The sequence below is a fragment of the Pseudomonas nitroreducens genome (genome assembly GCF_024170165.1).
GTDB classification, from domain to species: domain Bacteria; phylum Pseudomonadota; class Gammaproteobacteria; order Pseudomonadales; family Pseudomonadaceae; genus Pseudomonas; species Pseudomonas nitroreducens_C.
In genome coordinates, this window is the sequence record NZ_JALJXP010000010.1 from 96,448 (window position 1) to 119,472 (window position 23,025).

Genomic DNA, 23,025 nt, shown 5'->3' on the forward strand with positions numbered 1-23,025 from the left:
CGACGGCGGATAACGCTGCGCGTTATTCGCCCTACGTTCGAGGAAATCTGAAGCTTCACTGCAATGAAAAAGGGCCGCACGATGCGGCCCTTTCTTCTTCGGGTCGTCGACTCAGACCGCCGACAGGTGCTCGTAGAGGATGGTCGCGCCCACCAGCATCAGCACCACGCCGCCGATGATCTCGGCGCGCTTGCCGACCACCGCGCCCAGCACGCGGCCGAGCATGGTGCCGATGGTGACCATGGTCATGGTGGCGAGGCCAATGGCAGCTGCGGCAACCCAGATGTTCACGTCGACGAAGGCGAGGCCTACACCCACTGCCAGGGCGTCGATGCTGGTGGCCACGGCGGTCACCGCGAGCACCCAGAAGGAATGCTGCGAGGGCTTTTCGTCTCCGCCTTCGTCGTCGTGGCGCACGCCGTTGTAGATCATGTGCAGGCCGAGCACGAGCAGCAGGCCGAAGGCAATCCAGTGGTCCCACTCGACGACATAGCTGCTGGCGGCCTGGCCGATGAACCAGCCGATCAGCGGGGTGATGGCTTCGATCACACCGAAGATCAGACCCGTGCGCAGGGCTTCGGAAAGGCGCGGCTTGTGCAGGGTCGAGCCCTTGCCGATGGCGGCGGCGAAGGCGTCGGTGGACATGGCGAAGGCCAGGAAGATCAGCGAGATGGGATTCACGTACAACTCCAGCCGGGCACGAGACAACGACAAGACACTGCGAGCCCGGCTTGAGCGCAGTCATGTCGTTGGTCTCGCCAATCCGGTTGGATGCACTGGCCACGGCAGGTTGCCGATCATGTTGACCAGGGCGACTTCACGCAGGTGTGAAGCCAGGCTACTCCCCAAAGAGGCGGCGATCTTAACAGGAGTTTGTGAAGAAAGCGTCACGCCGGTCGGGTAATCGGCCCCTTGGCAACCTGCCGTTACTCATTAGCCGAACGGCATGGATTCGTTAGCTGCACTTCAGGATAGGTTGTTTTTCGCTCAACACGGCAGCGCCCGCCGTATCTTCATTTCCAGCTGTATGCCGCTGCCCGCAAGGCTTTGCCGGAACGCCACGCATCAGCGGTGAACGCACGTTGCGCCGGGCGAGCAGCGATTCGATCAATCCCAGCAGTTTTCCTCATGGGTTCGCCCGCTTACCGGTCAGTAGACTGTGGCCACTCGCGAGCAACACCCATCAGAAGTCCACTACCCGAGAATTCCTTCATGAAACTGCTCTCTGCCAGTGTCCTGTCCCTTGCCGCCCTGCTCGCCAGCCAGGTGTCCATGGCCGAAGAATCGCCGCTGATGACCAACCGCCTGACCACCGCCAACTACGAGGCCATGCAGGCCAGCCGCGCGAAGACCGACGCCGAGCAACAGACCGCGCAGAATGCCCAGCCGGACGCCGAGAAGAAGGCCGGGCAGGACAAGCACTGCTGATACCGCTGTACACCGGGAGCGCGCCGCCGCTCCCGGTTCCTGCCGTTCCCGCGTCTTACCTGCCCTCCGCCCAGCCTGATCGTTGGCACGCCCGCTCCTGTACGGGCAATCCCCTGCCTGCCCTGGCATCATTCCGGCTACCACCCCACAAACATCAGCCCTAATTGATGTCAGCCCAATCAAATATGAATTTTTCCTGATGCGGCAGCGCCCTACTCTGGCTCCGCGCTGCACTGACAGCGCCAGCTACTCAGCCGTCCTCTAGAGACGCGGGTTCTCGATAACAACTCCAACTGCCCCGAGGATCTCCCATGCGCCTTCGCCCGCTCATGCCTGGCCGTGAATCCCCCTTTTCCCTGAACACCGGAGGCCGGCATGTCTGACCTTCGCCGCTCCACCCTCGCCAATGGCGATGAAAGCCTGCTTGCCAGCCACGGCTACCGCCAGGAGCTGGACCGCGGCCTGAACCTGTGGTCCTCGTTCTCCGTCGGCTTCGCCACCATTTCCCCGGTGGTCGGCATCTACTCGGTGATGTCCCTGGGCGCCATGAGCGTCGGGCCGTCCTGGGTGTGGATCGTGCCCCTGTGCCTGCTCCTGCAGTTGACCGTAGCGCTGGTCTATGCCGAACTGTCCTCGCAGTTCCCCCTGGCGGGCGGCTGCTACCAGTGGGTACGCCGGCTGATCGGCGACCGCGCGGCCTGGTTCACCGGCTTCCTCTACCTCGCCTCCGCCCTCGCCTCGCTGACCACGGTGGCCTACCTGGGCGGCTTCTGGCTCGGCCTGCTGGTGACCGGCGAGCCGCCGTCAGCCAACGCGCAGGTGCTCTGCGGCGCGGCGCTGCTAGCCCTGGGGCTGGGCGTGAACCTGCTGGGGATCAACCCGCTGAAATACTTCGTCAACGCCGGCATCTTCGCCGAGGCCATCGCCTCCATCGGTATCGGCGTGCTGTTGCTGCTGTTCTTCCGCAACCACTCCTTCGAGATGCTGTTCAGTAGCCTCAATGCCCTGGAAGTCTCCGGTGGCACTTACTGGTCGGGGTTCCTCACTGCACTGGCCGTGGGCGGCTGGGCCTTCCTCGGCTTCGATGCCTGCTCGCAGATTTCCGAGGAAACCACCGACGCCCGCGTCTCCACGCCACGCGCCATCCTGCGCTCGATGCTGGTGGTCGGGCTGACCGTGATGCTCACTGCCTTCGCCGTCACCCTGTCGTACAAGGACCCGGCCGCCGTGGTCAGCGGGCAGATCATCGACCCGGTGACCCCCGCCGTGGTGGACGCCTTCGGCGCCTGGGCCGAGCGGCCGTTCGTGGCCATCGTGCTGGTAGCCTTCGTCGCCTGCGTGGTGTCGGTACAGACCTACATCGGCCGCGCCATCTTCGGCATGGCCCGCGATGAAATCCTCCCCGGCTCCGCCCTGCTGCGCCGCGTGGACAAGCGCAAGGTACCGATGGCGGCGATGGTCTGCAGCACCCTGCTGGCCAGCCTGGGCCTGGCCCTGGGGCTGAACGCCACCGCGGTGGGCACGCTGATCGCCTTCGGCAGCGGCGGCTTCTTCTTCGTCTTCCTGATCGTCGCCGCCAGCGCGCTGTATGCCCGCCTGAGCGGCCGCTGGGACCCGGACAAGGGCGCCCTGAAGCTCGGCCGCAAGGGCCTGCTGGTCAACGTCATCGCCGTGGTCTGGCTGGTGTTCGAGGCAATCAACGTGGCCTGGCCGCGGGAAATGCTCGCCCCGCCCGGCGCGCCCTGGTTCCAGGTGTGGGCGGTGGTCGTGGTGTTCTCCGTCCTCGCCCTGTTCGGTCTGGCCTACCTGTTCATCGCCAAGCCGCACCGGCGCATCGCCACCAGCCTGAGCTTCGCCGGCCGCGCCGTCGGCTGAGCCACCCCGGCACCGGGACACCGGTGCCCTCCTTTCCTTCCTGTCCGGCCGGGCTGCCCAGCACCCCGGCACGGGCAGGTCATGCCTGCAATCCGGAGCTTCCCATGTCCACCCTGAACTACTGGAACTACCCCACGGAAATCCTCTGCGGCGTCGGCGCCCTCGACCAGCTGGCCGAGCGCTGCCGCCTCGCCGGGATGCGCAAGCCGCTGCTGGTCACCGACCCCGGCATGCTCGAACTGCCGCCGCTGCATGAAGTGCGTCTTCGCCTGGAAGCCGCCGGCATCGACTACGCGCTGTTCCACGGTTTTTCCAGCAACCCCGCGCTGGAGGAAGTCACCGCCGGCGCCCAGGCCCTGGCCGAAGGTGGCCACGATTCGCTGATCGCCCTGGGTGGCGGCAGCGCGCTGGATGCGGCAAAGGGCATTGCCCTGCTGAGCCGCGACGCCGACGGCCTGCGTCACTTCGAATGGTCGCAACTGATCGTGCAGTACCCGACCCTCGGTGATCATCCGGCCCTCGACCTGCCGCCGCTGATCGCCATCCCCACCACTGCCGGCACCGGTTCCGAGCTGGGCCGCGAAGCAGTACTGACCGACACCTCGCGCGGCATCAAGATCGTCGTCGGTCACCGCGAACTGCTGGCACGCTCGGTGATCCTCGACCCGGCGCTGACCGTCGGCCTGCCGAAATCACTCACCGCCGCCACCGGCATGGACGCCCTGACCCACCACCTGGAGTCGCTGTTCTCGCCGCTCTACCACCCGATGTCCGCCGGCGTCGCCATCGAAGGCGTGCGCCTGGTCAAGGAACACCTGCAGCGCGCCGTGCACAACGGCACTGACCTCGCCGCCCGCGAAGGCATGCTGGTGGCATCGGCCAGCGCGGCGGTGGCCTTCCAGAAAGGCCTCGGTGGCGTACACGCGCTGGCCCACCCGCTGGGCGCGAAGCACCACAAGCACCACGGCCTGCTCAACGCGGTGCTGCTGCCGTATGTGCTGGTGGCCAACCGTTCGGCCATCGAAGCGGACGCCACGCGCCTGGCGCGCTACCTGGAACTACCTGAAGCCAGCTTCGACGGCCTGCTCGGCTGGGTGCTGGAGCTGCGCTCGGCCGTCGGCATTCCTCATACGCTCAAGGAGCTGGGCCTCCATGGCGAGGACGCGCAGTGGGTCGGCGAACAGGCGGTGGCGGATATTTCCTCCTCCGAGACCAACGCCCTGCCGCTGCAGGCCGAGGACTACTCGCGCATCTATCTCAACGCTATCCACGGCACGCTCGCCTGAAACTCAGGCGCCGAGACCGTGCACGCTCAGCAGGTCTTCGATGAAGGCGCGGGCGGCCTCGCTGCGGGGCCGCCCGGCGTAGGTGATCATGCTGTGCGTCACCTCGTAGCAGAGCTTCTCCGGTAGCAGCGGCTTCATCCGCCCGCGCTCGACCCAGATGTTCGCGTAGTGGGTCGGCAGGTAGCCCAGGTGCGTGCCGGCCAGCACCGAATGCGCCACCGCCTCCATGTGATGCGCGGTGGCGCTGCTGCGTTCGGGGCGGAACGGCAACTCCTGGTCCGCCGGCAGGAAGCCATGGCGCACCCAGTTGTACTCGGCGATCTGCTTCAGCGTCGGCTTGCGCGCGGAGAACAGCGGGTGACGCTCGCCGCAGAACACGCCGATCTCCTCGGTGTACAGCGGCAAGTACTCCAGCGTTGGTCGGGTACGGCTGAAGTAGGAGATCGCCAGGTCCAGCTGGCCGTCGATCACCGCCAGCTCCAGCTCGGTGGGCGAGTTCACGTAGAGGTTCAGCTGCACGTCCTGCTCGCGGCCGTGGAAGGCCGCCAGGGTCTCGTCGAAGCGCGCCTGCGGCAGCGTCGTGACGTTGTCCGCCAGCCCCAGGTACAGCTCGCCGACCAGTTGCCCGGACAGCGCCTGGGCCTGGTCGCGGAACAGCCCGATGGCGTCGAACATCGCCTGCGACGCTTCGAGAATCCGCTGCCCTTTCGCGGTCAGGCGGAAGCCGCCCTTGCCGCGTTCGCACAGGCGATAACCCAGGCGCTTCTCCAGGCTGCCGATGTGCATGCTGATGTTCGACTGGCTCATGTTCAGCTCGGCCTGCGCCGCGGTGAAGCCGCCGCACTTCACCACGGAGGCGAAGATGCGCAGCAGGCGCAGATCGAGGTCGGTGAAATTCCTCAGCATGACGGGCTTCCGGCACTGGACGGGGCTGGCAGTCTACTGCACCGCCGGCCCTGCGCCTAAGCCCGCGGGCCCGCCAGCGGCAGCGCAATGGCCAGCCGCTGGCGCGTTCGTATGTTTGTATGAACAACCAGGGGCCGATACTTAGAAATGCACGATAGGGAGCCGGCCGCACCGCGGTCAGAGTAGGCGCAAACAACAACCCATGGACCCCCACCATGAAGCGCTCCCTCTGGCTCCAGGAAATCGCCGACGAACTCACCCCCACCGAACCGCTGCGGGAACACCTCGATGCCGACGTCGCCATCATCGGCGGCGGCTTCGTCGGCCTGTGGACGGCCCTGCGCCTGCTGGAGCTGGACCCGACATGCCGCATCGTGATCCTCGAACGGGACATCTGTGGCGGCGGCGCCTCGGGGCGCAATGGCGGCTTCGTGATGTCCTGGTGGCCGAAGATCAGCTCGCTGGTGGAACAGTGCGGCCAGGAAGAAGCCCTGCGCCTGGCCCGTGCCTCGGAGGCGAACATCGCCGAGATCGGCCAGTTCTGCGAGGAGCACGGCATCGACGCGCACTTCCGTCGCGGCGGCTGGCTGTGGACCGCTACCACCGCCGCCCAGCGCGGTTCCTGGAAAGGCGTGCAGCGCACCTGCGAGAGCCTGGGCGCCAACGTCTTCCGCACCCTGCCGGACAACGAAGTGGAGCGCCGAGCCGGCTCGCACCAGCACCTGGAAGGCGTGATCGAGGACAGCAACGCCACCGTGCAGCCCGCCCGCCTCGTTCGCGGCCTGCGCCGGGTCGCCCTGGAGAAGGGCGTGCGGATCTTCGAGAACACCCCGGTGGACGAAATCCAGCGCACCCAGCCAGCCGTGCTGCGCACGCCCAATGGCTCGGTCACCGCGCCGCGCGTGGTGCTCGCCACCAACGCCTGGGCCGCGCAGATTCCGGAACTGAGCCGCATGGTCCTGCCGGTCACCAGCACCATAGTCGCGACCCGGCCGATGCCCGAGCGCCTGGAGCAGATCGGCTGGACCGGCGGCGAATCCATCACCGACTCGCAGCTGATGGTCGACTTCTACCGCACCACGAAGGACGGCCGCATCGCCTTCGGCAAGGGCACCGGCATGATCAACTATGCGAGCAGGATCGACGACAGCTTCGACGATAACCCGCGCCTGACCGAGGAAACCGAGCAGGACTTCCGCCGCACCTACCCCAACCTCGCCGACGAAGCCATTACCCACGCCTGGTGCGGCCCCATTGATCGCACCTACGACAGCATGCCGGTGTTCGGCCACCTCGACGGCGCGCCGCACATCTTCTACGGCATCGGCTGGAGCGGTAACGGCGTCGGCCCGACCCGCCTGGGCGGGCGCATCCTCGCCAGCCTGGTGCTGGGGCGCAACGACGAGTGGAGCCGCTGCGGCCTGGTGGGCCGCCAGCCCAGGCGTTTCCCGCCCGAGCCGGTGCGCTACGTCGGCGGCCTGATGGTGCGCGGCGCCGTGCAACGCAAGGAGCAGGCCGAAGCGCAGAACCGCAAGCCGTCGTGGATCGACCTGCGACTGGCCAAATTCGCCCCCGTGGGCCTGGAAGACAAGAGCGCCTGAGTGCGCCAGGAGAAACCGATGAACCAGCCGATCCATCTGCCCGATACCGCCCGCTTCGCCCTGCCCGCCGCCGTGCCGGCCAAGGAGCCGGTCGGCACGCCCATCGCCGAGGCGGCCACCCACGCCGCCGAAGGCCAGGGCGGCCTGCTCACCGGCGTGTGGGAATGCACTCCGGGGCGCTTCCGCCGGCAGATCCTGCAGCGCGAATTCAGCCACTTCATCAGCGGCCACGGCTTCTTCATCCCCGATGGCGGCGAGCCGATCGAGCTGCGCGCCGGCGACGCCATCCTGTTCCCGGAAAACAGCCAGGGCACCTGGGATATCCGCGAAACCCTGCGCAAGAGTTTCGTGATCATTCCCTGAGGTCGTTGCCCAGCCCGGCGATCTGCGCCGCGCGCAGGGCAATCCAGAGGACGGCGACGTCCTCGGTGGAGTCCAGCGAGAGGCCGGTGATCTCCTCGATGCGGCGGATGCGATAGACCAGCGTCTGCCGGTGCACGTTGAGCCGCTCGGCGGTCTTCTGCCACGAGCGGTTCTGCTCCAGGAACACCTGCAGGGTCTGCTGCAGCTGGGCGCTGTGCTCGCCGTCGTAGTCGGCCAGCGCACCCAGCGCGCGGCGATGCACCAGCAGCGCCTCCTCAAGGCTTGAGGGCAACCACAGCAGCTCGCCGGCGGCGCGGGCGTAATGCGCCAGCGGGCGGCTCGCCGAGGTGTGTGCCAGGGCCAGGCGCGCTTCGCGCAGGGCCTCGCTGGTACGCCCGGAATGCCCCAGCGGGTCGGACAGGCCCAGCGGGCAACCCAGCACCTGCTGCACTGCCGGCGCCGACTCGGCATTGGCCAGCAGCAGGATCAGCTCCTCGCCCTGGGCCCGCGCCAGCACCGCTACGCCCTGCAGATGCAGGCGCTGGCTCCAGCGCTCGGGCAGCTCCGTCTGGCCACGGGCAATGGCGAACAGCGCCTTGGCCACCGGATAACCCATCGCGTTCAGCCGCTCGTGGGCGGGCCGCTCGCTCAGGCGCTGCTGCAGCAGATCGTCCAGCAATTCCCAGCCCTGGCGCAGCACGCGCTCCTGTTCCAGCTGCTGACGTTCCAGCTCGATGCCCAGCACCGCCGTAACGTGGTGCAGCAGGCCGTAATCGAGCAGGCCGCCGCACGCGAGAATCTTGCATGCCGGAATCGATGGCAGGGCCATGGACAGCGCGTCGCCCTCCTCCGAGGCGTGGCGGGTGACCGTGGTCGCCGTGCTGCTGCGCTTGGCCAGGCGTTCGCGCCAGTCCGCCGGCAAGGGTTCCAGGCCCGGATGCCAGGGCTCCAGGGTCTGCGCGTCGAACAGGTAGAGACGCGTGCGCAGGTCCGCGGCCAGGCGCTGCAGGAGAAATTCCAGGCCGTTGTTGCGCAGCGCCATGCGCGCACTCTCGTAGAGGCGCGTCACTGCGCTGCGGCGCTCCAGTTCCTCCTGCTTGCTGGTGTCGATGATGGCCCGCGCCACCGCCGAGAACGGCACCGACTTGTGGATCAGCAGCAAGGGGAAATCCAGCTGCTGCGCGGTGGCCAGCAGCGTCTCTATGTCCCTTGGCGCCTGCATGTTCTCGCCCAGCATGAGCCCGGCGACACGCGCCGCAGCCAGGCGTTCGACGTACTCGCGCTGGGGCTCGGCGCCCGCCGGAATGCCCATGCCGGTGGTCATCAGCAGCTCGCCTTCGCCCAGCCACTGCGCCGGGTCGGGCAACTCGCACACGTGCGCCCAGCGCAGCGGCCGCGCGGTGTGGCTGGCGCCGCTGACCAGGCGGGTGGCCAGGGCGGGGTCGTCGAGAATGTCCTGGATCGAAATCGGCATGGCATCTCCGGAAAAAGCGGGCAATCCCTCAGGTCAGGCTGGGGCCGACAGAGCATCCCACCGGCCACACGGGCTGGAATCCGTACAAAGGTATGAACCAGCCGGGGGCGTTTTGTAAATCCGTCTGATGTTACGCCAGGTGCGCCGGGCGGAGACTGGAACGCAGGCCGGATCGCCACGAACGCCCGGCCCACTGCCTCACGCAGCCTCACAAGCCCCATCGGAGCCAATAACAATGCCAAAGTCTCTGAGCAGCGCCCTCGTCCTTTCCCTCGCCTGCCTCCCGCTCACCGGCCTCTCCGGCCTCGCCCTGGCCGACATCACCGTTGCCTCCCAGGGCGGCGCCAACAAGGCCGCGCAACAGAAAGCCTATTACGAACCCTACAGCGCCCAGACCGGCAGCAAGATCATCGCCGACGAGTTCAACGGCGAGATGGCCAAGGTCAAGATCCAGGTCGACACCGGCAGCGTCACCTGGGACGTGGTGGAACTGGAAATGCCGGAACTGGCCCGCGCCTGCGACGAAGGCCTGCTGGAGGAACTGGGCAGCGACCCGGCCATCGCCGCAATGACCCCCAAGGTGGTCAAGGGCGCCATCCAGCCCTGCGGCGCCGGCATCTTCGTCTGGTCCACGGTGCTCGCCTACAACGCCGACAAGCTGAAGGTCGCGCCCACCGGCTGGGCCGACTTCTGGGACGTGAAGAAGTACCCGGGCAAGCGCGGCCTGCGCAAGAGCCCGATGTACACCCTGGAATACGCGCTGATGGCCGACGGCGTGCCGTACAAGGACATCTACAGCCTGCTCGCCACCCAGGAAGGCCAGGACCGCGCCTTCCGCAAGCTCGACGAGATCAAGCCGTACATCCAGTGGTGGGAAGCCGGCGCGCAGCCGCCGCAGTACCTGATGTCCGGTGACGTGGTGATGAGCGCCGTCTACAACGGCCGCATCGCCGCGGTGCAGAACGAGAGCAACCTGAAGGTGGTGTGGGACGGCGGCATCTACGACATCGAGACCTATGCCATTCCCAAGGGCGCGAAAAACGCCGCCGAAGGCCGCAAGTTCATCGAGTTCGCCCTGCAGACCCAGCAGCAGAAGGCCTACTCCGACCACATCGCCTACGGTCCGGTGAACCTCGCCGCCGCTGCCGAGATCGCCCCGGCCCAGGCCCGCGACCTGCCCAGCGCACCGGAGAACCTGGACAAGCAGCTGGCGATGGACGCCAGCTTCTGGGCCGACCACGGCGAACAGCTGCAACAGCGCTTCAACGCCTGGGCCGCGCGCTGAGGCCCGTGCACGCCTGAACCCGAGGCCCGCCACTGGCGGGCCTTCTTCATTTCCGCGGCGCTCATCAGCGTGGCTGAATCCTCCACCTGCGCTACGGTCAACTCCCAGACCAGCGTCCGGGAGAGAAACCATGCTGCTCGAAGGTTCCTGCCACTGCGGCGCCGTGCACTTCAGCCTGCACAGCGCCCACCCCTACCCTTACCAGCGCTGCTACTGCTCGATCTGCCGCAAGACCCAGGGCGGTGGAGGCTACGCGATCAACCTCGGCGGCGACGCCGCCAGCCTCAAGGTGCGCGGGCGCAAGCACATCAGCATCTACCACGCGAAGATCCGCGAGGAAGGCCAGCGCACCCACACCAGCAGCGCCGAGCGACACTTCTGCAGGCAGTGCGGCAGCGGGCTGTGGCTCTACGATTCGCGCTGGCCGGAGCTGATCCACCCCTTCGCCTCGGCCATCGACACGCCGCTGCCAGTGCCGCCGGAGCACACGCACCTGCTGCTGCGCTCCAAGGCCGAGTGGGTCGAGGTAGAGGCCGGGCCGCGCGACCTGCAGTTCGACGATTACCCGCAGGAGTCCATCGCCCAGTGGCACCAGCGCCTGGGCGTGGAAAGGTAGCCTCAGGCACGCCAGAACGGCTTGGCGATCTCCCGTGCCACCTGGCGACGGGTCAGGCCGATGTCCTCGATCAGGTGCGGATTGGCCCTGGCCATGCTCGCAAGCTGCTGGCGCACCCGCGTCCGCGCCTGCCACAGGGCCAGCAGCTGCAGCAGGGCCGGCAGGCTCAACGAGCGGAGTGAAGCTTCCGGCAGCAGCAGGCGGGGAGTATCGTGCATGGCAACCTCCATTCGACTCGTGCCTCATGGGGCCGAGCATGGCGGTCGCCCAAAGCGCCGTCCTGAAGCGGCGCCAAACACTTGCAAAAACTTCCAAAGGGGGGACGTCATGCAGCAATCGCGTCTGGCTTTCGGCCCCTTCGTGCTCGATGGCCCCAGCGGTGTGCTCAAGCGCGACGAACGCGCCGTCGCCATTGGCTATCGCGCGCTGAACCTGCTGCAGACCCTGCTCGAAAGGCCCGGCGAAATCCGCACCAAGGCCGAGCTGATGGACGCCACCTGGCCCGGCCTGGTGGTCGAGGAAGGCAATCTCACGGTACAGATCGCCCACCTGCGCAAGGTGCTTGGCGAGGCGCCGAATGGCAGTGCGTGGATCACCACCGTGCCCCGCGTCGGCTACCGCTTCAGCGGCGCCGTGCAACGTCTGGATGACGCGTCGCGCACGCTGCCGGCCCTGCCGGAAGAGCCATCGATAGCCGTGCTTCCCTTCGTCAACCTGGGCGACGACCCGCAGCAGGCGCTCTTCGCCGACGGCCTCACCGAAGACCTCACCACCGAGCTGTCCCGCGTCGGCGGGCTGTTCGTCATCGCACGCACCTCGGCCTTCGCCTACAAGGGCAAAGCCATGGACGTACGCGAAATCGCCCGCGAGCTGGGCGTGCGTTACCTGCTCGAAGGCAGCGCCCGGCGTGCCGATGAGCGCGTGCGAATCAACGCCCAGCTGGTGGACGCCAGCAGCGGCGAACACCTCTGGGCGGAGCGCTTCGAGAGCCGGGTGGAAGACCTCTTCGACCTGCAGGACCAGCTCACCGGGCAGATCGTCCAGGCCCTGCTCGGCCACCTGCGCGCACCGCTGCCACGCAACCGGCCGCAGAGTCTGGAGGCCTACGAGCTTTGCGTGCGTGCCCGCCAGCTGATGGACGATTCACCGCTGGCCGCGCGGGAAGCGCACCTGATGCTGAGCCGCGCCATCGCCCTCGACCCGCAGTACGCCGAGGCGCGGCGCTGGCTGGCGATGAACCACTGGATGGGCTGGATACACAGCGGCGGCCCGACCCCGCAGGAGCGCGAAACCGCCCTGGCGCAAGCGCGCGAGGCGGTGGCCATCGACTCCAACGATGCCGGCTGCCGCTGGAGCCTGGCCTACCTGCTGACCTACGAGCGCGAATATGCCGAAGCCGACGCGCAGTTCCAGCGAGCGCTGGAACTCGACCCCAACGATGCCGACGCCTGGACGGCACTGTCCGACGTCAGGGTGCTGGCCGGGCGCATCGACGAAGGCCTGGAGCACATCCGCCGGGCCTTTCGCCTCAATCCCTTCCCCGCCGGCTGGTACTACCTGACGCTGGGCCAGGCGCAGTACGCAGCGCGCGATTACCCAGGCGCGATCCAGACCCTGCGCCGCGGCGAAACCTACCGCAGCAGCTCGCGGCGCTTCCTCGCCGCCAGCCTCGCCCAGCTGGGCCGGCTGGACGAAGCGCGGGCGGAAACCGAGTTCTTCCTGGTCACCAATCCCGGCTTCACCATCCGCCACTGGGTGGCCACCGAGCCCCTGCGCGACGCGGCCGTGCGCGAGCACTTCGTCGAAGGCTTCCGCAAGGCGGGACTGCCGGATTGACAGGTTGCGTCACCTCGTAGGGCGCATAACCCGGAACGGGTTATCCGCCATAGCGGCACGCCTGCAGGAGCGCGCCGTGCGCGCGATCGCGGGCATGGCCCGCTCCTACAGGGAAGTACCGGTGTCCGGCCTGACCCGCCATTTGCGCTTCACTCGGCCACCGACACGCAGTTGTAACCCTCGCCGACTAACGTGCTCGCCCATCTTTCCTCCCGGCGCTGCCAGAAGACGGACCATGACGGTAGACACGAGCACCTCGCGCAAGCAGTTCCTGATCCGCTCCGAACACATGAGCGCCGACGACTTCGGCGAGCTCTACACGCGGATGTTCGGCAACCTCTACTCGGGCATGCCGCGTCCCGAAAAGCCCATCGTCATCGGCGGGGTCTACGGCCGCTACGAGGGCGTGAGCTTCCGCCGCCTGAGCTTTCACGGCGATCTGCTGGCCGAGATGCCGGACCTGGACGACGAGATCACCTTCATCTTCCCCAGCGCCGGGCGCGTGGTCTTCAACCAGTGCAGCGACAGCGTCGGACTGCCCAGCGTGGGCCTGGCCATGGAGAAGGCTTCCGTGCGTTCGGTGGGCTTCATCGACGGGCATGCGCACCACGGCCTGTCGGTGCGTCGCTCGCTGTTCGCCCGCCGCCTGGCGACCCTGCTCGGCCGGCCGATCACCCACAAGGTGCGCTTCCAGCCGCGGGTCGACCTGAGCAACGACGCCTACCAGGGCATCAAGGCCATCGTCGCGATGGCCACCGGCAACGAGTTCGACCTGCTGATCAACTCCAGCGCGCTGATGCCGGCGCGCCTGCAGGAAATGCTGGTGGATTCGGTGCTGGAGATCTGGCCGCACAACTACAGCGAGGCGCTCAGGCGGCCCGCTCCGCAGATCGCTCCGCGCCATGTGAAGCTGGCCATGGACTACATCCAGGAGCACCCCGATGCGATGGTCAGCGGCAGCGACCTGGCCGAGCTGACCAATGTCAGTTTGCGCGCCCTGCAGGAAGGCTTCCGCCGCTTCGTCGGCAGCTCCATCGTCGCCTACCAGCGCGAAGTGCGCCTGCAGCGCGCCTATCACGCCCTGCAGCAGGACAGTGCGCAGTCGGTCAGCGAGATCTCCCTGGCCCTGGGCTTCAGCAACGTCGGGCGCTTCTGCCAGTACTTCCAGAGCGCCTACGGCATGAGTCCGGCGGACCTGCGCAAGGGGTTGCCGGTTTCGGCGTAGGGCAGCCATCGAACTGGTTCGCGAGCAAGCTCGCTCCTACAGCCAGCTGGAAACACCGCGCGGAGGCTCTTCGTAGGAGCGAGCTTGCTCGCGAACATCCCACCGAAACAGCAATTCAAAACCGAGAGGAGCGGTCTCCGTCCGCGATTGGCCCCACTTCACGCCGGATACCATCGCTCCCTATGGCTTCCGTGCTCCGGTGCCCAAAAGCAAACGGCCCACCGCGTATTCCGCGACGGGCCGTTCTTACAGCGCGAGGCTTATCAGAACTGATAGCTGGCCTTCAGCGTGCCGCTGGCACCATGGCTGCCGCTGCCGCCCAGTACGCCCGCTTCGGCGCCGACGCTGAAGTCGCCCTGGCTGGCGGTCAGGCTGAACGCGCCGCTGAACTGGTCGCGGTTGTCGAAGGCGGCGCGCTGGGACACGTCCAGGCCCAGCAGGTGGCCTTCGCTATCGACCTTGTAGTCGCCCAGCGCGTGGTCGTAGCCCACTTCCAGGCCCGGCACCATCTGCCAGCCGCTGCCCAGCGCCACCGGGGCGAACGAAGCCTTGAGGTTGGCGTAGGCGCTGCGACGGTTTTCGCTGATGTCGTCGACGTCCAGTGCCAGTTCGCTGCCCTTCTCCTGGAAGCCGTCCAGGTCCAGGTGGCTGTAGCGCAGGCCGACGCTCGGCTCCAGGGTGACGGTGGAGACGGCGGTGCGATAGCCCAGGGCGATGCTGCCGCCACTCAGGCTGCCGTTGGTGTCGCCCTTGGCCTTGCCCAGGCCGCCGCCGATGTCGCGCTTGCTGTCGTAGTCGAGCCAGCCGTAGCTGAGGTCGGCGTCGACGAACAGGCCCTGCTCCAGGCTGTCGAGGGCGAAACGCGCGCCGCCACGGAGGAAGGTCAGGTCGGTGTCGACGTCACCACCGGCGCCGCCAACGCTGCCCTTGCTGTAGCCGAAGCCGGCGTTGCCGCTGAGCTGCTCGGAGAAGCGCTGGGTCACGCCGATCATCATGCCCTGGGTGTGTTCGTTGCTGCTCTCGGCGTTCGACGTCGAGGAGTTGCCCTGGTAGCCGGCCAGCGCGGTGGTCCACAGGCGGGTCTGCCCGCTCTTCAGGTCGACACCGCTGGCATAGGGCGCGGCGGCGCGGTCGATCAGCGCATCCTGGCGCAGCAGGTAGCTGGCCGCATCGGCATGCACCTGGCCGCCGACGGTGGACTCGACGCCGCCGAGGGTGCCAGCGTCGATGGCCGACTGCAGGTAGTAGTTGTAGGCGGTGTAGTCACCGGACAGGCTGCTGTTCTGCAGCTGGGTCAGCAGCTGCGCGCCGGCAGCCGAGTTGCCGGAGAGGCCTGCGACACCTGGCAGGGTGCTGTAGTAGACCATCTTGCCGCGCAGCACGTAGATGGTTTCCTGGGACAGGCCGAGGCCTTCCTTCAGGTAGTTGTCCATGGTGCCGTATTCGGCGGTCACTTCGTCCAGGCCGGCCTGCAGGTAGCTGGCCTGCACACCCAGCAGCGGCTCGTAGATGGCCGCCATGCTCGCCGGCAGCATCGCCAGGGTCGCCTTGACCCGCGCGGCGGTGTAGTCGTTGGTGGCCAGGTAGTTTTCCATGATGGTGGCGCTGTCCACGCCGGCGATGCTCAGCAGCACGGCGGCGGTCCAGCCGGTGCGGTCCTTGCCGGCGGTGCAGTGGAACAGCGCGGCGCCGTCGGCGGCGGCCAGCTCGTTGAACAGCGTGGTGAACTGGCCACGCATGCCGGCGTCGTTGACGAAGGCGCGGTTGGTCTCCTCCATCATCTCGATGGCCTGGGCGGCGCTGGTGAAGGAGATGTTGGTGACATTGGCGCCGGAGGTGGTGCTGCCGATGATGTCGATATTCTGGTAGTTCGCCCCGGCCGGCAGGGTGTCCGGCGTGCCGGCGATTTCGCTCGGGGTACGCAGGTCGAACACGTCGCTGATGCCCAGGCTGTTGAGCACCGCCAGGTCATTGCCCTTGGGCGTCAGCGCGTTGGAGCGGTAGAACACCCCGGAGCGCATCACACCGTCGTTGGACGTGGTGTAGGCGGTGGTGGTGCCGGCGATGTCGCGGAAGTTGTCGATGCCGGCCAGGTGCGGAGTGTCCAGGGTGTAGGTCTCGGCCGCGTTGGCGCAGGCGATGGACAGGCTGAGCAGGGACAGGCCGAGGGATGCGGAAAACAGGGCACGATGAAACACGATGTAGCCTCTTTGAGCTTTGTTGGCGGGGCTACTATCGGCAGGGTTTTCGAGCGCGAATATGACAATCCTGCAGCAAAGGGAAATGCCGGCGCGATCTGTCCGTGGCGTGCGTTTTCTGTCCGTGATCGACGCTTTTTCTAGTCTTCGCGCCGCCCGCCCGGCTCGCGGTCGCGCTCGTAGCTATGGCGCAGGGGAAACGCCGGAAGCCATGCCTCGCGGCGGCAGGTCCAGAGTTCATAGGTCGGCCGGAAGCGGTCCGGTTCGTCCAGCACCCCGAGGCTCACTTCCACTTCGTCACCGCTGCGGCCGAACACCGAGGAGCCGCAACGCGGGCAGAAGCATCGGCCCTGATACTCCTGCGTGTCGCCCTCGATACGCACGGCGCTCTCGGGGAAGATCGCCGACGCATGGAACAAAGCGCCGTGGTGCTTGCGGCAGTCCAGGCAATGGCAGATGCCGACCCGATAGGGCTGGCCCGTGGCCTCGATGCGCACGCTGCCGCACAGGCAGCTGCCGGTGGTCTTGTCCATGTTGTACCTCCTCGGGTGCTGGAAGATCAGTTGACCGGCACTGACGGCGCCCGCTCCGCCAGTCCGACCCACGGCCGATTTGGCCGTTTCGCGATATTCGTCGTCCGGATCGCGTGAGACAGCCAGGGTTCGCACGCCTAGCATAGGCCTCCCAATACGTAGAACCCGGCGCGCCCTGCCCGCGCGCCACACCTTGCTGCCCCGGAGTCCCATGTCTACCACCGCTTCCCCCCTGGCCGCGCCGACCCTGGCCAGCCAGGCCAGCCCGCTGGTCATGCGCGTGATCGGCGCCTGCGCCCTCGCCCATATGACCAACGACCTGATCCAGGCCGTGCTGCCGTCGATCTACCCGGTGCTCAAGGCCAACTACGGCCTGAGCTTCACCCAGGTCGGCCTGATCACCCTGACCTTCCAGCTCACCGCCTCGCTGCTGCAGCCCTGGGTCGGCTACCACACCGACCGCCATCCCAAGCCCTGGCTGGCACCGCTGGGCAGCGTCTGCACGCTGATCGGCATCCTCATGCTGGCCTTCGTCGGCAGCTTCCACGCCATCCTCCTCGCTTCGGCGCTGGTGGGCATCGGCTCGTCGACCTTCCACCCGGAAACCTCGCGCATCGCGCGGCTGGCCTCCGGCGGGCGCTACGGCCTGGCGCAGTCCACCTTCCAGGTCGGCGGCAACGCCGGCAGTGCGTTCGGCCCGTTACTGGCAGCGGCCATCATCATTCCGTATGGCCAGGGTAACGTGGCGTACTTCGGCCTGTTCGCGGTGTTCCTCGTCGGCGTGCTCTGGGGCCTGAGCCGCTGGTACAGCCATCACCTCAACCTGTTCAAGCTCAAGGCCGGCGGCGTGGCCACCCACGGGCTGTCCAAGGGCCGGGTGACTGCCTCCCTGGTGGTGCTGGCGCTGCTGGTGTTCTCCAAGTACTTCTACATGGCCAGCTTCACCAGCTACTACACCTTCTACCTGATCGAGAAGTTCGACCTCTCGGTGGCCAGTTCGCAGCTGTACCTGTTCGGCTTCCTCGGCGCGGTGGCGGCCGGCACCTTCTTCGGCGGCCCGGTGGGCGACCGCATCGGCCGCAAGGCGGTGATCTGGTTCTCCATCCTCGGCGTCACGCCCTTCACCCTGGCGCTGCCCTACGTCGACCTGTTCTGGACCAGCATCCTCAGCCTGGTGATCGGCTTCATCCTCGCCTCGGCCTTCTCCGCCATCGTGGTCTACGCCCAGGAACTGGTGCCGGGTAACGTCGGCATGATCGCCGGGGTGTTCTTCGGCCTGATGTTCGGCTTCGGCGGCATCGGCGCGGCCCTGCTCGGCCACCTGGCCGACATCCACGGCATCGAGTACGTCTACAAGCTGTGCTCCTACCTGCCGCTGCTGGGCTGCCTGACCATCCTGCTGCCGTCGACGAAGAAGAAAGCTTGAGCCTCCTGCCGCCGGCCCCGAGCCGGCGGCAGACCCTTCGCCCGGCCGTTCGTGCGCGGGCAAATGTAATGGATTGTTGTAAAGCGCCTCGCGCCTCGCCGGCGATACATTTGCGCCGCCTGGGCAACGGGCCCTCACTGTTAGCCTTTCCGCAATGCAAATAACTCGCATTTGCCGGAGAGCTTTCCGTCCATGTCGTCCCGCCTGAATCTCACTCCCGTTACCCGTTCCGAAGCACCTTTCACCCTCGCCCCCATCGTCGGCCTCGCCACCTTCATGGCAATTCCGCTGTCGGCCTGGGCCGACGCCGCGCCCAGCGCCGATGACCAGGACACCCTGGCCCTGCCCGACAGCACCGTGCAGGCCACCCAGGAATCGCCGTACAAGGTCGACCACGCCAGCTCGACGAAGTACAGCGAACCGCTGCGCGACACCCCGCAGAGCGTCACCGTGCTCTCCGAGACGCTGCTCAAGGAGCAGAACGCCCAGAGCCTGAAGGACGCCCTGCGCAACGTGCCGGGCATCACCTTCAACTCCGGCGAGGGCGGCGGTGGCGTCGGCGACAGCCTGACCATCCGCGGCTTCAACGCCGACGGCAACATCTACCGCGACGGCGTGCGCGACCCGGCCAAGTACTCCCGTGACGACTTCTTCAACACCGAGGGCGTGGAGGTCTTCAAGGGCTCCAGCACAGCGGCCTGGGGTGTCGGCGCCGTGGGCGGCGCGGTCAACCTGGTGACCAAGACCCCGCAGCTGGACGACTTCAATCTGCTCAGTGGCGGCGTCGGCACGGCCAACTTCAAGCGCGGCACGCTGGACGTCAATCACCGCATCGATGGCCTCGGCGAAGGCGCGGCGTTCCGCGTCAACGTGATGGGCGCCAACACCGGCACCGACGGCCGCGACTGGGTCGGCGACGAGCGCTACGGCTTCGCCCCGTCCCTGGCGCTGGGCCTGGGCACCGACACCCGCGTCACCCTGGCCTACGAATACCTGCACGACAACGCCACGCCCGACTACGGCATCCCCACCGTCAACGGCAGCAATGGCAGCTCGCCGCACCGTGCTGGCGGCGCCAGCTGGAGCAGCTACTGGGGCTGGCGCAACCTCGACTACGAGAACAACGAATCGCACCGGGTGAACCTGAAGTTCGCCCACGACTTCAACGACGCCCTGAGCCTGGACAGCCGCTTCACCTGGTTCCACCTGGACCACGACTTCTTCGTCACCACCCCCGGTGGCGATGCGAACGCCGGCGCGCCCGGCATCCAGGCCGGCAAGGGCATCTACCGGCGCAACATCAACACGCCGCTGCGCGAGCAGACCAACGAGACCTACAGCAACCAGACCAACCTGACCTGGCGCGTCGACACCTTCGGCATCGGCCACACCCTGGTCGGCGGTTTCGACCTGAGCAAGCAGACCCTGGACTCGAAGACCGGTGCGCTGACCGCCGCCAGCCGCACCACCATGGGCAACCTGCCGGTGGCCAGCAACGACTGGTCGAAGTACCCCTATGCGCTGGACACCTATACCTCCGCCAAGCAGTCGGTGGAGCAGCTCGACAAGGCCTTCTACCTGCTCGACACGCTGAAGTTCGACGAGCACTGGCAGCTGCACCTGGCTGCCCGACAGGACCACTTCGACACCCGCGTGCTGGACAGCGAAACCCGCGCCATCCAGAGCGCCGCCTGGGTCGACAAGGGCAGCTCCTCGCAGAACGAGAAGCTCACCAGCGTGCACACCGCGCTGACCTACAAGCCGGAGGAGAACGGCAGCCTCTACGTCAGCTACGCCAACGCCAGGCAGCCTTCAGGCGTACTCGCCGTGGCGCAGACCGGCAGCATCGCCTCGACCAGGGGCGACCGCGGCAAGACCTACGAAGTGGGCAGCAAGTGGGAGTTTCTCGACGGCCAGCTGGCACTCAACGGCGACGTGTTCGAGACCAAGCGCCAACTGACCTACATCGATGACGAGGAGCTTTCCGCCTACACCGGCGGCGAAGAGCGGGTGCGCGGCATCGAGCTGTCCGCCAGCGGCAACATCACCCGCAACTGGTCGCTGTACGCCGCCTACGTGCACCAGAACAGCAAGCTGGTGAAGCCCTACAACGGCTCGGACAAGGGCGTGCAACTGGCCAACACCCCGCAGAACGCCCTGAGCCTGTGGAGCACCTGGCAACTGCCGGACGACCTGGCCCTGAGCTACGGCGTGCAGTACGTGGACGACGTGAAGATCTACCCCGGCCTGGGCTCGACCATGACCCGCGCCGGCCAGACCACCGTGCCCGGCTACGTGGTCCACGACGCCATGCTCAGCTGGCAGGCGACCCAGGACGTGCAGCTGCGCCTGAACGTCAACAACCTGTTCGACAAGCACTACTGGAGCCAGTACAACGGCCGCGGCTACGGCGTGCCGGGTGCGAGCCGGGGCGCGGTGCTGAGTGCGGATTATTCGTTCTAGGCCGGACCGCCTGGGCTTGCGTAGGAGCGGACTTCGTCCGCGATGTTGTCCGGCGCGATGCAGACCTGTCGCGGACGGAGTCTGCTCCTGCGAGAGCAATCTGGTCCCCTTCAACCGCGAACCTGTCCACCAACAGGACTCCCTCCCCGGAAACCCGGCGGGCGGGTTCGCGACCCAATCCCCGCACCGATCTTCTTTTGTAGGAGAATCGAAATCCGTCGGCTATCTGCACGAGGGTCGACGAGCTCTTGTAGGAGCGAGCTTGCTCGCGAACAGCCTGGCACCGTGCCTTGCGGGTTCGCGAGCAAGCTCGCTCCTACAGGGTGTTCTGCTTCAGGCCCCACGGTCGAACAGCAGCGTCGCTTCCAGCCCGCCGCCCTCGCGGTTGCGCAACTCCAGCCGTCCGTGGTGCGCCGCGGCAATGGTCTGGGCGATGCTCAGCCCAAGCCCATAGCCGCCGGTGGAACGATTGCGCGAGGGCTCCAGCCGGTAGAAAGGCTCGGTCACCCGCTCCAGTTGCTCCGCTGGAATGCCCGGTCCGCGATCCAGCACGCGGATACGCAGGGCCTGTTCGCTGTCCTCGACCTCGATATCGGCGCCACCGGCATAACGGATGGCGTTCTCCAGCAGGTTGAGCAGCGCCCGCTGCAGACTCAGCGGGTAACCGGCCAAGGGCTGCAACGCGCGGCCGGACAGCGAAACCCGCTCGCCCTGCTCCTCGAAATCCGCCTGCAGGCTCTGCAACAGCGCGTTCACATCGAGGTTCTGCCGCGCCTCGTCGAGGTCGCTACCGCTGATGAAATCCAGGGTCGCGGTGACCATGCCTTCCATGTCGTCGAGGTCCTTGCGCAGCTTCTGCCGCGCGGTTTCGTCGGCGAGCATTTCGGTGCGCAGGCGCAGGCGGGTGATGGGCGAGCGCAGGTCGTGGGACACCGCAGCAAGAAAGCGCATGCGCTCGCCGAGGTTGTGGATCAGCCGCTGCTGCATGGCATTGAAGGCGCGGGCGGCGCGGCGCACTTCCAGCGGGCCTTCCTCGGCCAGCGGCGGGCGCTGGATATCCTGGCCCAGGCCTTCGGCGGCGCGCGCCAGCTTGTCCAGCGGGCCGATGGCCAGGCGCACCGCCAGCAAGGCCAGCAGCACCACCACGAGGATGCGCAACAGGTACAGGCGCAGCAGGTAATCCAGCGCCACGTCGAGGGTCGACTGGCTGCTCCAGCCCTGCCCTTCGACCATGGCGATACGCAGCCACCCGCCATCTCCCATCGGCGCCTCCAGCAGCAGATGCGCTTCCACACCGTTACCGGAGAACAGTCCAGTCAGCCCGCTGCGATCGCCAGCGCCATCGCGCAGTTCTACGCGCAACAGGCGCAAGCCCTGGGAGTCGCCACCCTGGTCGTGAACGGCGCGACGCAACAGGCGCTCGGCTGCCGGGTCGAAGGAGCCGTCCGGCGCATCCGCCGACGCCACCAGGCGCGCCTCGAAGCCGGGCCGGTCGAGCGCACTCAGCGCCTCGGCAAAGTCCTGCGGCTGGCGCTGATGCAGATGCTGCAGGTCGGTCAACCGCGCGGCCGCCAGGCGCAGGGGAATCTCCAGCGCCTGGGTGTGGCGCACGTCGTACCAGATGCTGCCGGTGAGCACCTGGGCGGCGATCATGCCGCCGACCAGGATCACCACCAGCCGCCCGAACAGCGTGCGCGGCCACAGGCGCATCAGGCGCTGACCACGTCTTCGGCGGTGAGCATGTAGCCCTGGTTGCGCACGGTGCGGATCAGCCTCGGCGACTTCGGGTCGTCCTCCAGATGCTGGCGCAGGCGGCTGATGCAGACGTCGATGGCGCGGTCGAAGGGTAGGCGTTCCTTGTCGAACACCTGGCGCAGCAGGAAGTCACGGCCCAGCGGGCGATTGGGATGCTGCAGCAGCAAACGCAGCAGGCGGAAATCCGAGCCGGCCAGGGCGATGCTCAGCCCGGCCGGCGAGCGCAGGTGGCGGGCGCGGGTATCCAGCTCCCAGCCGGCGAAGCGCAGGGTCGCCGCCTCGTCCACCTGGGCGCGCTGCGGGAAGCTCTGCACCCGGCGCAGCACCACCTTGATCCGCGCCAGCAGCTCGCGCGGGTCGAAGGGCTTGGGCAGGTAGTCGTCGGCGCCCATCTCCAGGCCGATGATGCGGTCGATCAGCGTGCCGCGCGCGGTGAGCATGATCACCGGCACGTCGCTGCGCGCGCGCAGGTCGCGGCACAGGGTCAGGCCGTCCTCGCCGGGCAGCATCAGGTCGAGCACCACCAGGTCCACCGGCTGCACTTCCAGCTGGCGCTGCATCTCGCGGCCATCGGCGGCGGCGGACACCTGGTAGCCCATGCCCTTGAGGTAATCGGCCAGCAGCTGGCGGATTTCGGGGTCGTCGTCGACGACGAGGATGTGGTCTGGCCTGGACATCGGGAAACTCGCGGCGGGTCGCTATCGTTCCGGCTGCCGGGGCGGGCTGCACGGCGCAAATGTAATGGAATGTTGTGG

19 protein-coding genes are annotated in these 23,025 nt (G+C 67.3%); 11 read left to right on the forward strand and 8 right to left on the reverse strand.

The features are described 5' to 3' along the window. Nucleotides 1–111: 111 nt before the first annotated feature. Nucleotides 112–681 carry a manganese efflux pump MntP gene (gene mntP / locus J2T47_RS19860; RefSeq protein WP_253450595.1) on the reverse strand — a complete coding sequence of 190 codons (570 nt, stop codon included), beginning with the start codon at nt 679–681 and terminating at the stop codon, nt 112–114. 531 nt (nt 682–1,212) lie between these two features. Between mntP and J2T47_RS19865 the strand changes: the two genes are divergently transcribed. The 3 genes from J2T47_RS19865 to J2T47_RS19875 all read left to right on the forward strand — a co-directional run bounded on the left by J2T47_RS19865 (nt 1,213) and on the right by J2T47_RS19875 (nt 4,589). Beyond that, nucleotides 1,213–1,428 carry a hypothetical protein gene (locus J2T47_RS19865; RefSeq protein ID WP_253450598.1) on the forward strand — a complete coding sequence of 72 codons (216 nt, stop codon included), beginning with the start codon at nt 1,213–1,215 and terminating at the stop codon, nt 1,426–1,428. Nucleotides 1,429–1,803: 375 nt separating this feature from the next. Continuing rightward, nucleotides 1,804–3,303, forward strand: coding sequence for an APC family permease (locus tag J2T47_RS19870; RefSeq protein ID WP_253450601.1), 1,500 nt, complete (start codon nt 1,804–1,806; stop codon nt 3,301–3,303). Nucleotides 3,304–3,407: 104 nt separating this feature from the next. Beyond that, on the forward strand, nt 3,408–4,589 hold the full coding sequence (locus J2T47_RS19875) for an iron-containing alcohol dehydrogenase (protein WP_253450604.1): 1,182 nt from the start codon (nt 3,408–3,410) through the stop codon (nt 4,587–4,589). Between the two features lie 3 nt (nt 4,590–4,592). Here the strand turns inward: J2T47_RS19875 and J2T47_RS19880 are convergent, their stop codons facing one another. Beyond that, nucleotides 4,593–5,495: a LysR family transcriptional regulator gene (locus tag J2T47_RS19880; RefSeq protein WP_253450606.1), complete on the reverse strand. Its 903-nt coding sequence runs from the start codon at nt 5,493–5,495 to the stop codon at nt 4,593–4,595. Nucleotides 5,496–5,710: 215 nt separating this feature from the next. Here J2T47_RS19880 and J2T47_RS19885 point away from each other — a divergent pair, with 215 nt between their 5' ends. Both J2T47_RS19885 and J2T47_RS19890 read left to right on the forward strand, forming a co-directional pair. Continuing rightward, entirely contained in the window at nt 5,711–7,096 is a 1,386-nt protein-coding gene (locus J2T47_RS19885) for an NAD(P)/FAD-dependent oxidoreductase (protein ID WP_253450608.1), read from the forward strand. 18 nt (nt 7,097–7,114) lie between these two features. After that, nucleotides 7,115–7,459, forward strand: coding sequence for a cupin domain-containing protein (locus tag J2T47_RS19890; RefSeq protein WP_253450610.1), 345 nt, complete (start codon nt 7,115–7,117; stop codon nt 7,457–7,459). On the opposite strand, the gene J2T47_RS19895 is transcribed toward J2T47_RS19890, so the two are convergent. Next, complete coding sequence (locus J2T47_RS19895) at nt 7,449–8,933, reverse strand: PucR family transcriptional regulator (protein WP_253450612.1); 1,485 nt, start codon at nt 8,931–8,933, stop codon at nt 7,449–7,451. The two genes, J2T47_RS19890 and J2T47_RS19895, sit on opposite strands and share 11 nt — an antisense overlap. 235 nt (nt 8,934–9,168) lie before the next feature. On the opposite strand from J2T47_RS19895, the gene J2T47_RS19900 reads away from it, so the two are divergent. Further along, on the forward strand, nt 9,169–10,218 hold the full coding sequence (locus tag J2T47_RS19900) for an ABC transporter substrate-binding protein (RefSeq protein ID WP_253450614.1): 1,050 nt from the start codon (nt 9,169–9,171) through the stop codon (nt 10,216–10,218). A gap of 130 nt (nt 10,219–10,348) precedes the next feature. Further along, complete coding sequence (locus tag J2T47_RS19905; protein WP_253450617.1) at nt 10,349–10,834, forward strand: GFA family protein; 486 nt, start codon at nt 10,349–10,351, stop codon at nt 10,832–10,834. Nucleotides 10,835–10,836: 2 nt separating this feature from the next. Here J2T47_RS19905 and J2T47_RS19910 read toward each other — a convergent pair whose 3' ends face one another. Further along, nucleotides 10,837–11,052 carry a DUF1127 domain-containing protein gene (locus J2T47_RS19910; RefSeq protein WP_253450619.1) on the reverse strand — a complete coding sequence of 72 codons (216 nt, stop codon included), beginning with the start codon at nt 11,050–11,052 and terminating at the stop codon, nt 10,837–10,839. 109 nt (nt 11,053–11,161) lie between these two features. Here J2T47_RS19910 and J2T47_RS19915 point away from each other — a divergent pair, with 109 nt between their 5' ends. Together J2T47_RS19915 and J2T47_RS19920 are read left to right on the forward strand one after the other, a co-directional pair. Continuing rightward, a complete protein-coding gene (locus tag J2T47_RS19915; RefSeq protein ID WP_253450622.1) occupies nt 11,162–12,670 on the forward strand; it encodes a winged helix-turn-helix domain-containing tetratricopeptide repeat protein in 1,509 nt (502 codons plus the stop codon). Nucleotides 12,671–12,905: 235 nt separating this feature from the next. Then, a complete protein-coding gene (locus tag J2T47_RS19920; protein ID WP_253450625.1) occupies nt 12,906–13,895 on the forward strand; it encodes an AraC family transcriptional regulator in 990 nt (329 codons plus the stop codon). A gap of 263 nt (nt 13,896–14,158) precedes the next feature. Here J2T47_RS19920 and J2T47_RS19925 read toward each other — a convergent pair whose 3' ends face one another. Together J2T47_RS19925 and J2T47_RS19930 are read right to left on the reverse strand one after the other, a co-directional pair. Further along, a complete protein-coding gene (locus J2T47_RS19925) occupies nt 14,159–16,093 on the reverse strand; it encodes a tyrosine-protein phosphatase (protein WP_253450628.1) in 1,935 nt (644 codons plus the stop codon). A gap of 140 nt (nt 16,094–16,233) precedes the next feature. Beyond that, nucleotides 16,234–16,626 (reverse strand): GFA family protein, encoded by a 393-nt coding sequence (locus J2T47_RS19930; RefSeq protein WP_253450631.1) that lies wholly within the window; start codon nt 16,624–16,626, stop codon nt 16,234–16,236. A 211-nt stretch (nt 16,627–16,837) separates the two neighbouring features. Between J2T47_RS19930 and J2T47_RS19935 the strand changes: the two genes are divergently transcribed. Together J2T47_RS19935 and J2T47_RS19940 are read left to right on the forward strand one after the other, a co-directional pair. Beyond that, the gene (locus J2T47_RS19935) at nt 16,838–18,052 is read left to right on the forward strand and encodes an MFS transporter (RefSeq protein ID WP_253450634.1); all 1,215 of its coding nucleotides are present in this window, start codon (nt 16,838–16,840) and stop codon (nt 18,050–18,052) included. Between the two features lie 192 nt (nt 18,053–18,244). Next, a complete protein-coding gene (locus J2T47_RS19940) occupies nt 18,245–20,515 on the forward strand; it encodes a TonB-dependent receptor (RefSeq protein ID WP_253450637.1) in 2,271 nt (756 codons plus the stop codon). 333 nt (nt 20,516–20,848) lie between these two features. Here the strand turns inward: J2T47_RS19940 and J2T47_RS19945 are convergent, their stop codons facing one another. Next, complete coding sequence (locus J2T47_RS19945) at nt 20,849–22,225, reverse strand: ATP-binding protein (protein ID WP_253450640.1); 1,377 nt, start codon at nt 22,223–22,225, stop codon at nt 20,849–20,851. Then, nucleotides 22,225–22,947 (reverse strand): response regulator, encoded by a 723-nt coding sequence (locus J2T47_RS19950; protein ID WP_253450643.1) that lies wholly within the window; start codon nt 22,945–22,947, stop codon nt 22,225–22,227. The genes J2T47_RS19945 and J2T47_RS19950 overlap by 1 nt, the downstream gene beginning before the upstream one ends. Nucleotides 22,948–23,025: the final 78 nt, after the last annotated feature.

Coding starts and splice junctions, on each gene's coding strand:
- J2T47_RS19880 (WP_253450606.1), bottom strand. CDS start 5,495: ATGCTGAGGAATTTCACCGACCTCGATCTGCGCCTGCTGCGCATCTTC.
- J2T47_RS19915 (WP_253450622.1), top strand. CDS start 11,162: ATGCAGCAATCGCGTCTGGCTTTCGGCCCCTTCGTGCTCGATGGCCCC.
- J2T47_RS19900 (WP_253450614.1), top strand. CDS start 9,169: ATGCCAAAGTCTCTGAGCAGCGCCCTCGTCCTTTCCCTCGCCTGCCTC.
- J2T47_RS19950 (WP_253450643.1), bottom strand. CDS start 22,947: ATGTCCAGGCCAGACCACATCCTCGTCGTCGACGACGACCCCGAAATC.
- J2T47_RS19930 (WP_253450631.1), bottom strand. CDS start 16,626: ATGGACAAGACCACCGGCAGCTGCCTGTGCGGCAGCGTGCGCATCGAG.
- J2T47_RS19905 (WP_253450617.1), top strand. CDS start 10,349: ATGCTGCTCGAAGGTTCCTGCCACTGCGGCGCCGTGCACTTCAGCCTG.
- J2T47_RS19870 (WP_253450601.1), top strand. CDS start 1,804: ATGTCTGACCTTCGCCGCTCCACCCTCGCCAATGGCGATGAAAGCCTG.
- J2T47_RS19935 (WP_253450634.1), top strand. CDS start 16,838: ATGTCTACCACCGCTTCCCCCCTGGCCGCGCCGACCCTGGCCAGCCAG.
- J2T47_RS19945 (WP_253450640.1), bottom strand. CDS start 22,225: ATGCGCCTGTGGCCGCGCACGCTGTTCGGGCGGCTGGTGGTGATCCTG.
- J2T47_RS19865 (WP_253450598.1), top strand. CDS start 1,213: ATGAAACTGCTCTCTGCCAGTGTCCTGTCCCTTGCCGCCCTGCTCGCC.
- J2T47_RS19890 (WP_253450610.1), top strand. CDS start 7,115: ATGAACCAGCCGATCCATCTGCCCGATACCGCCCGCTTCGCCCTGCCC.
- J2T47_RS19920 (WP_253450625.1), top strand. CDS start 12,906: ATGACGGTAGACACGAGCACCTCGCGCAAGCAGTTCCTGATCCGCTCC.
- J2T47_RS19875 (WP_253450604.1), top strand. CDS start 3,408: ATGTCCACCCTGAACTACTGGAACTACCCCACGGAAATCCTCTGCGGC.
- J2T47_RS19885 (WP_253450608.1), top strand. CDS start 5,711: ATGAAGCGCTCCCTCTGGCTCCAGGAAATCGCCGACGAACTCACCCCC.
- J2T47_RS19910 (WP_253450619.1), bottom strand. CDS start 11,052: ATGCACGATACTCCCCGCCTGCTGCTGCCGGAAGCTTCACTCCGCTCG.
- J2T47_RS19940 (WP_253450637.1), top strand. CDS start 18,245: ATGTCGTCCCGCCTGAATCTCACTCCCGTTACCCGTTCCGAAGCACCT.
- J2T47_RS19895 (WP_253450612.1), bottom strand. CDS start 8,933: ATGCCGATTTCGATCCAGGACATTCTCGACGACCCCGCCCTGGCCACC.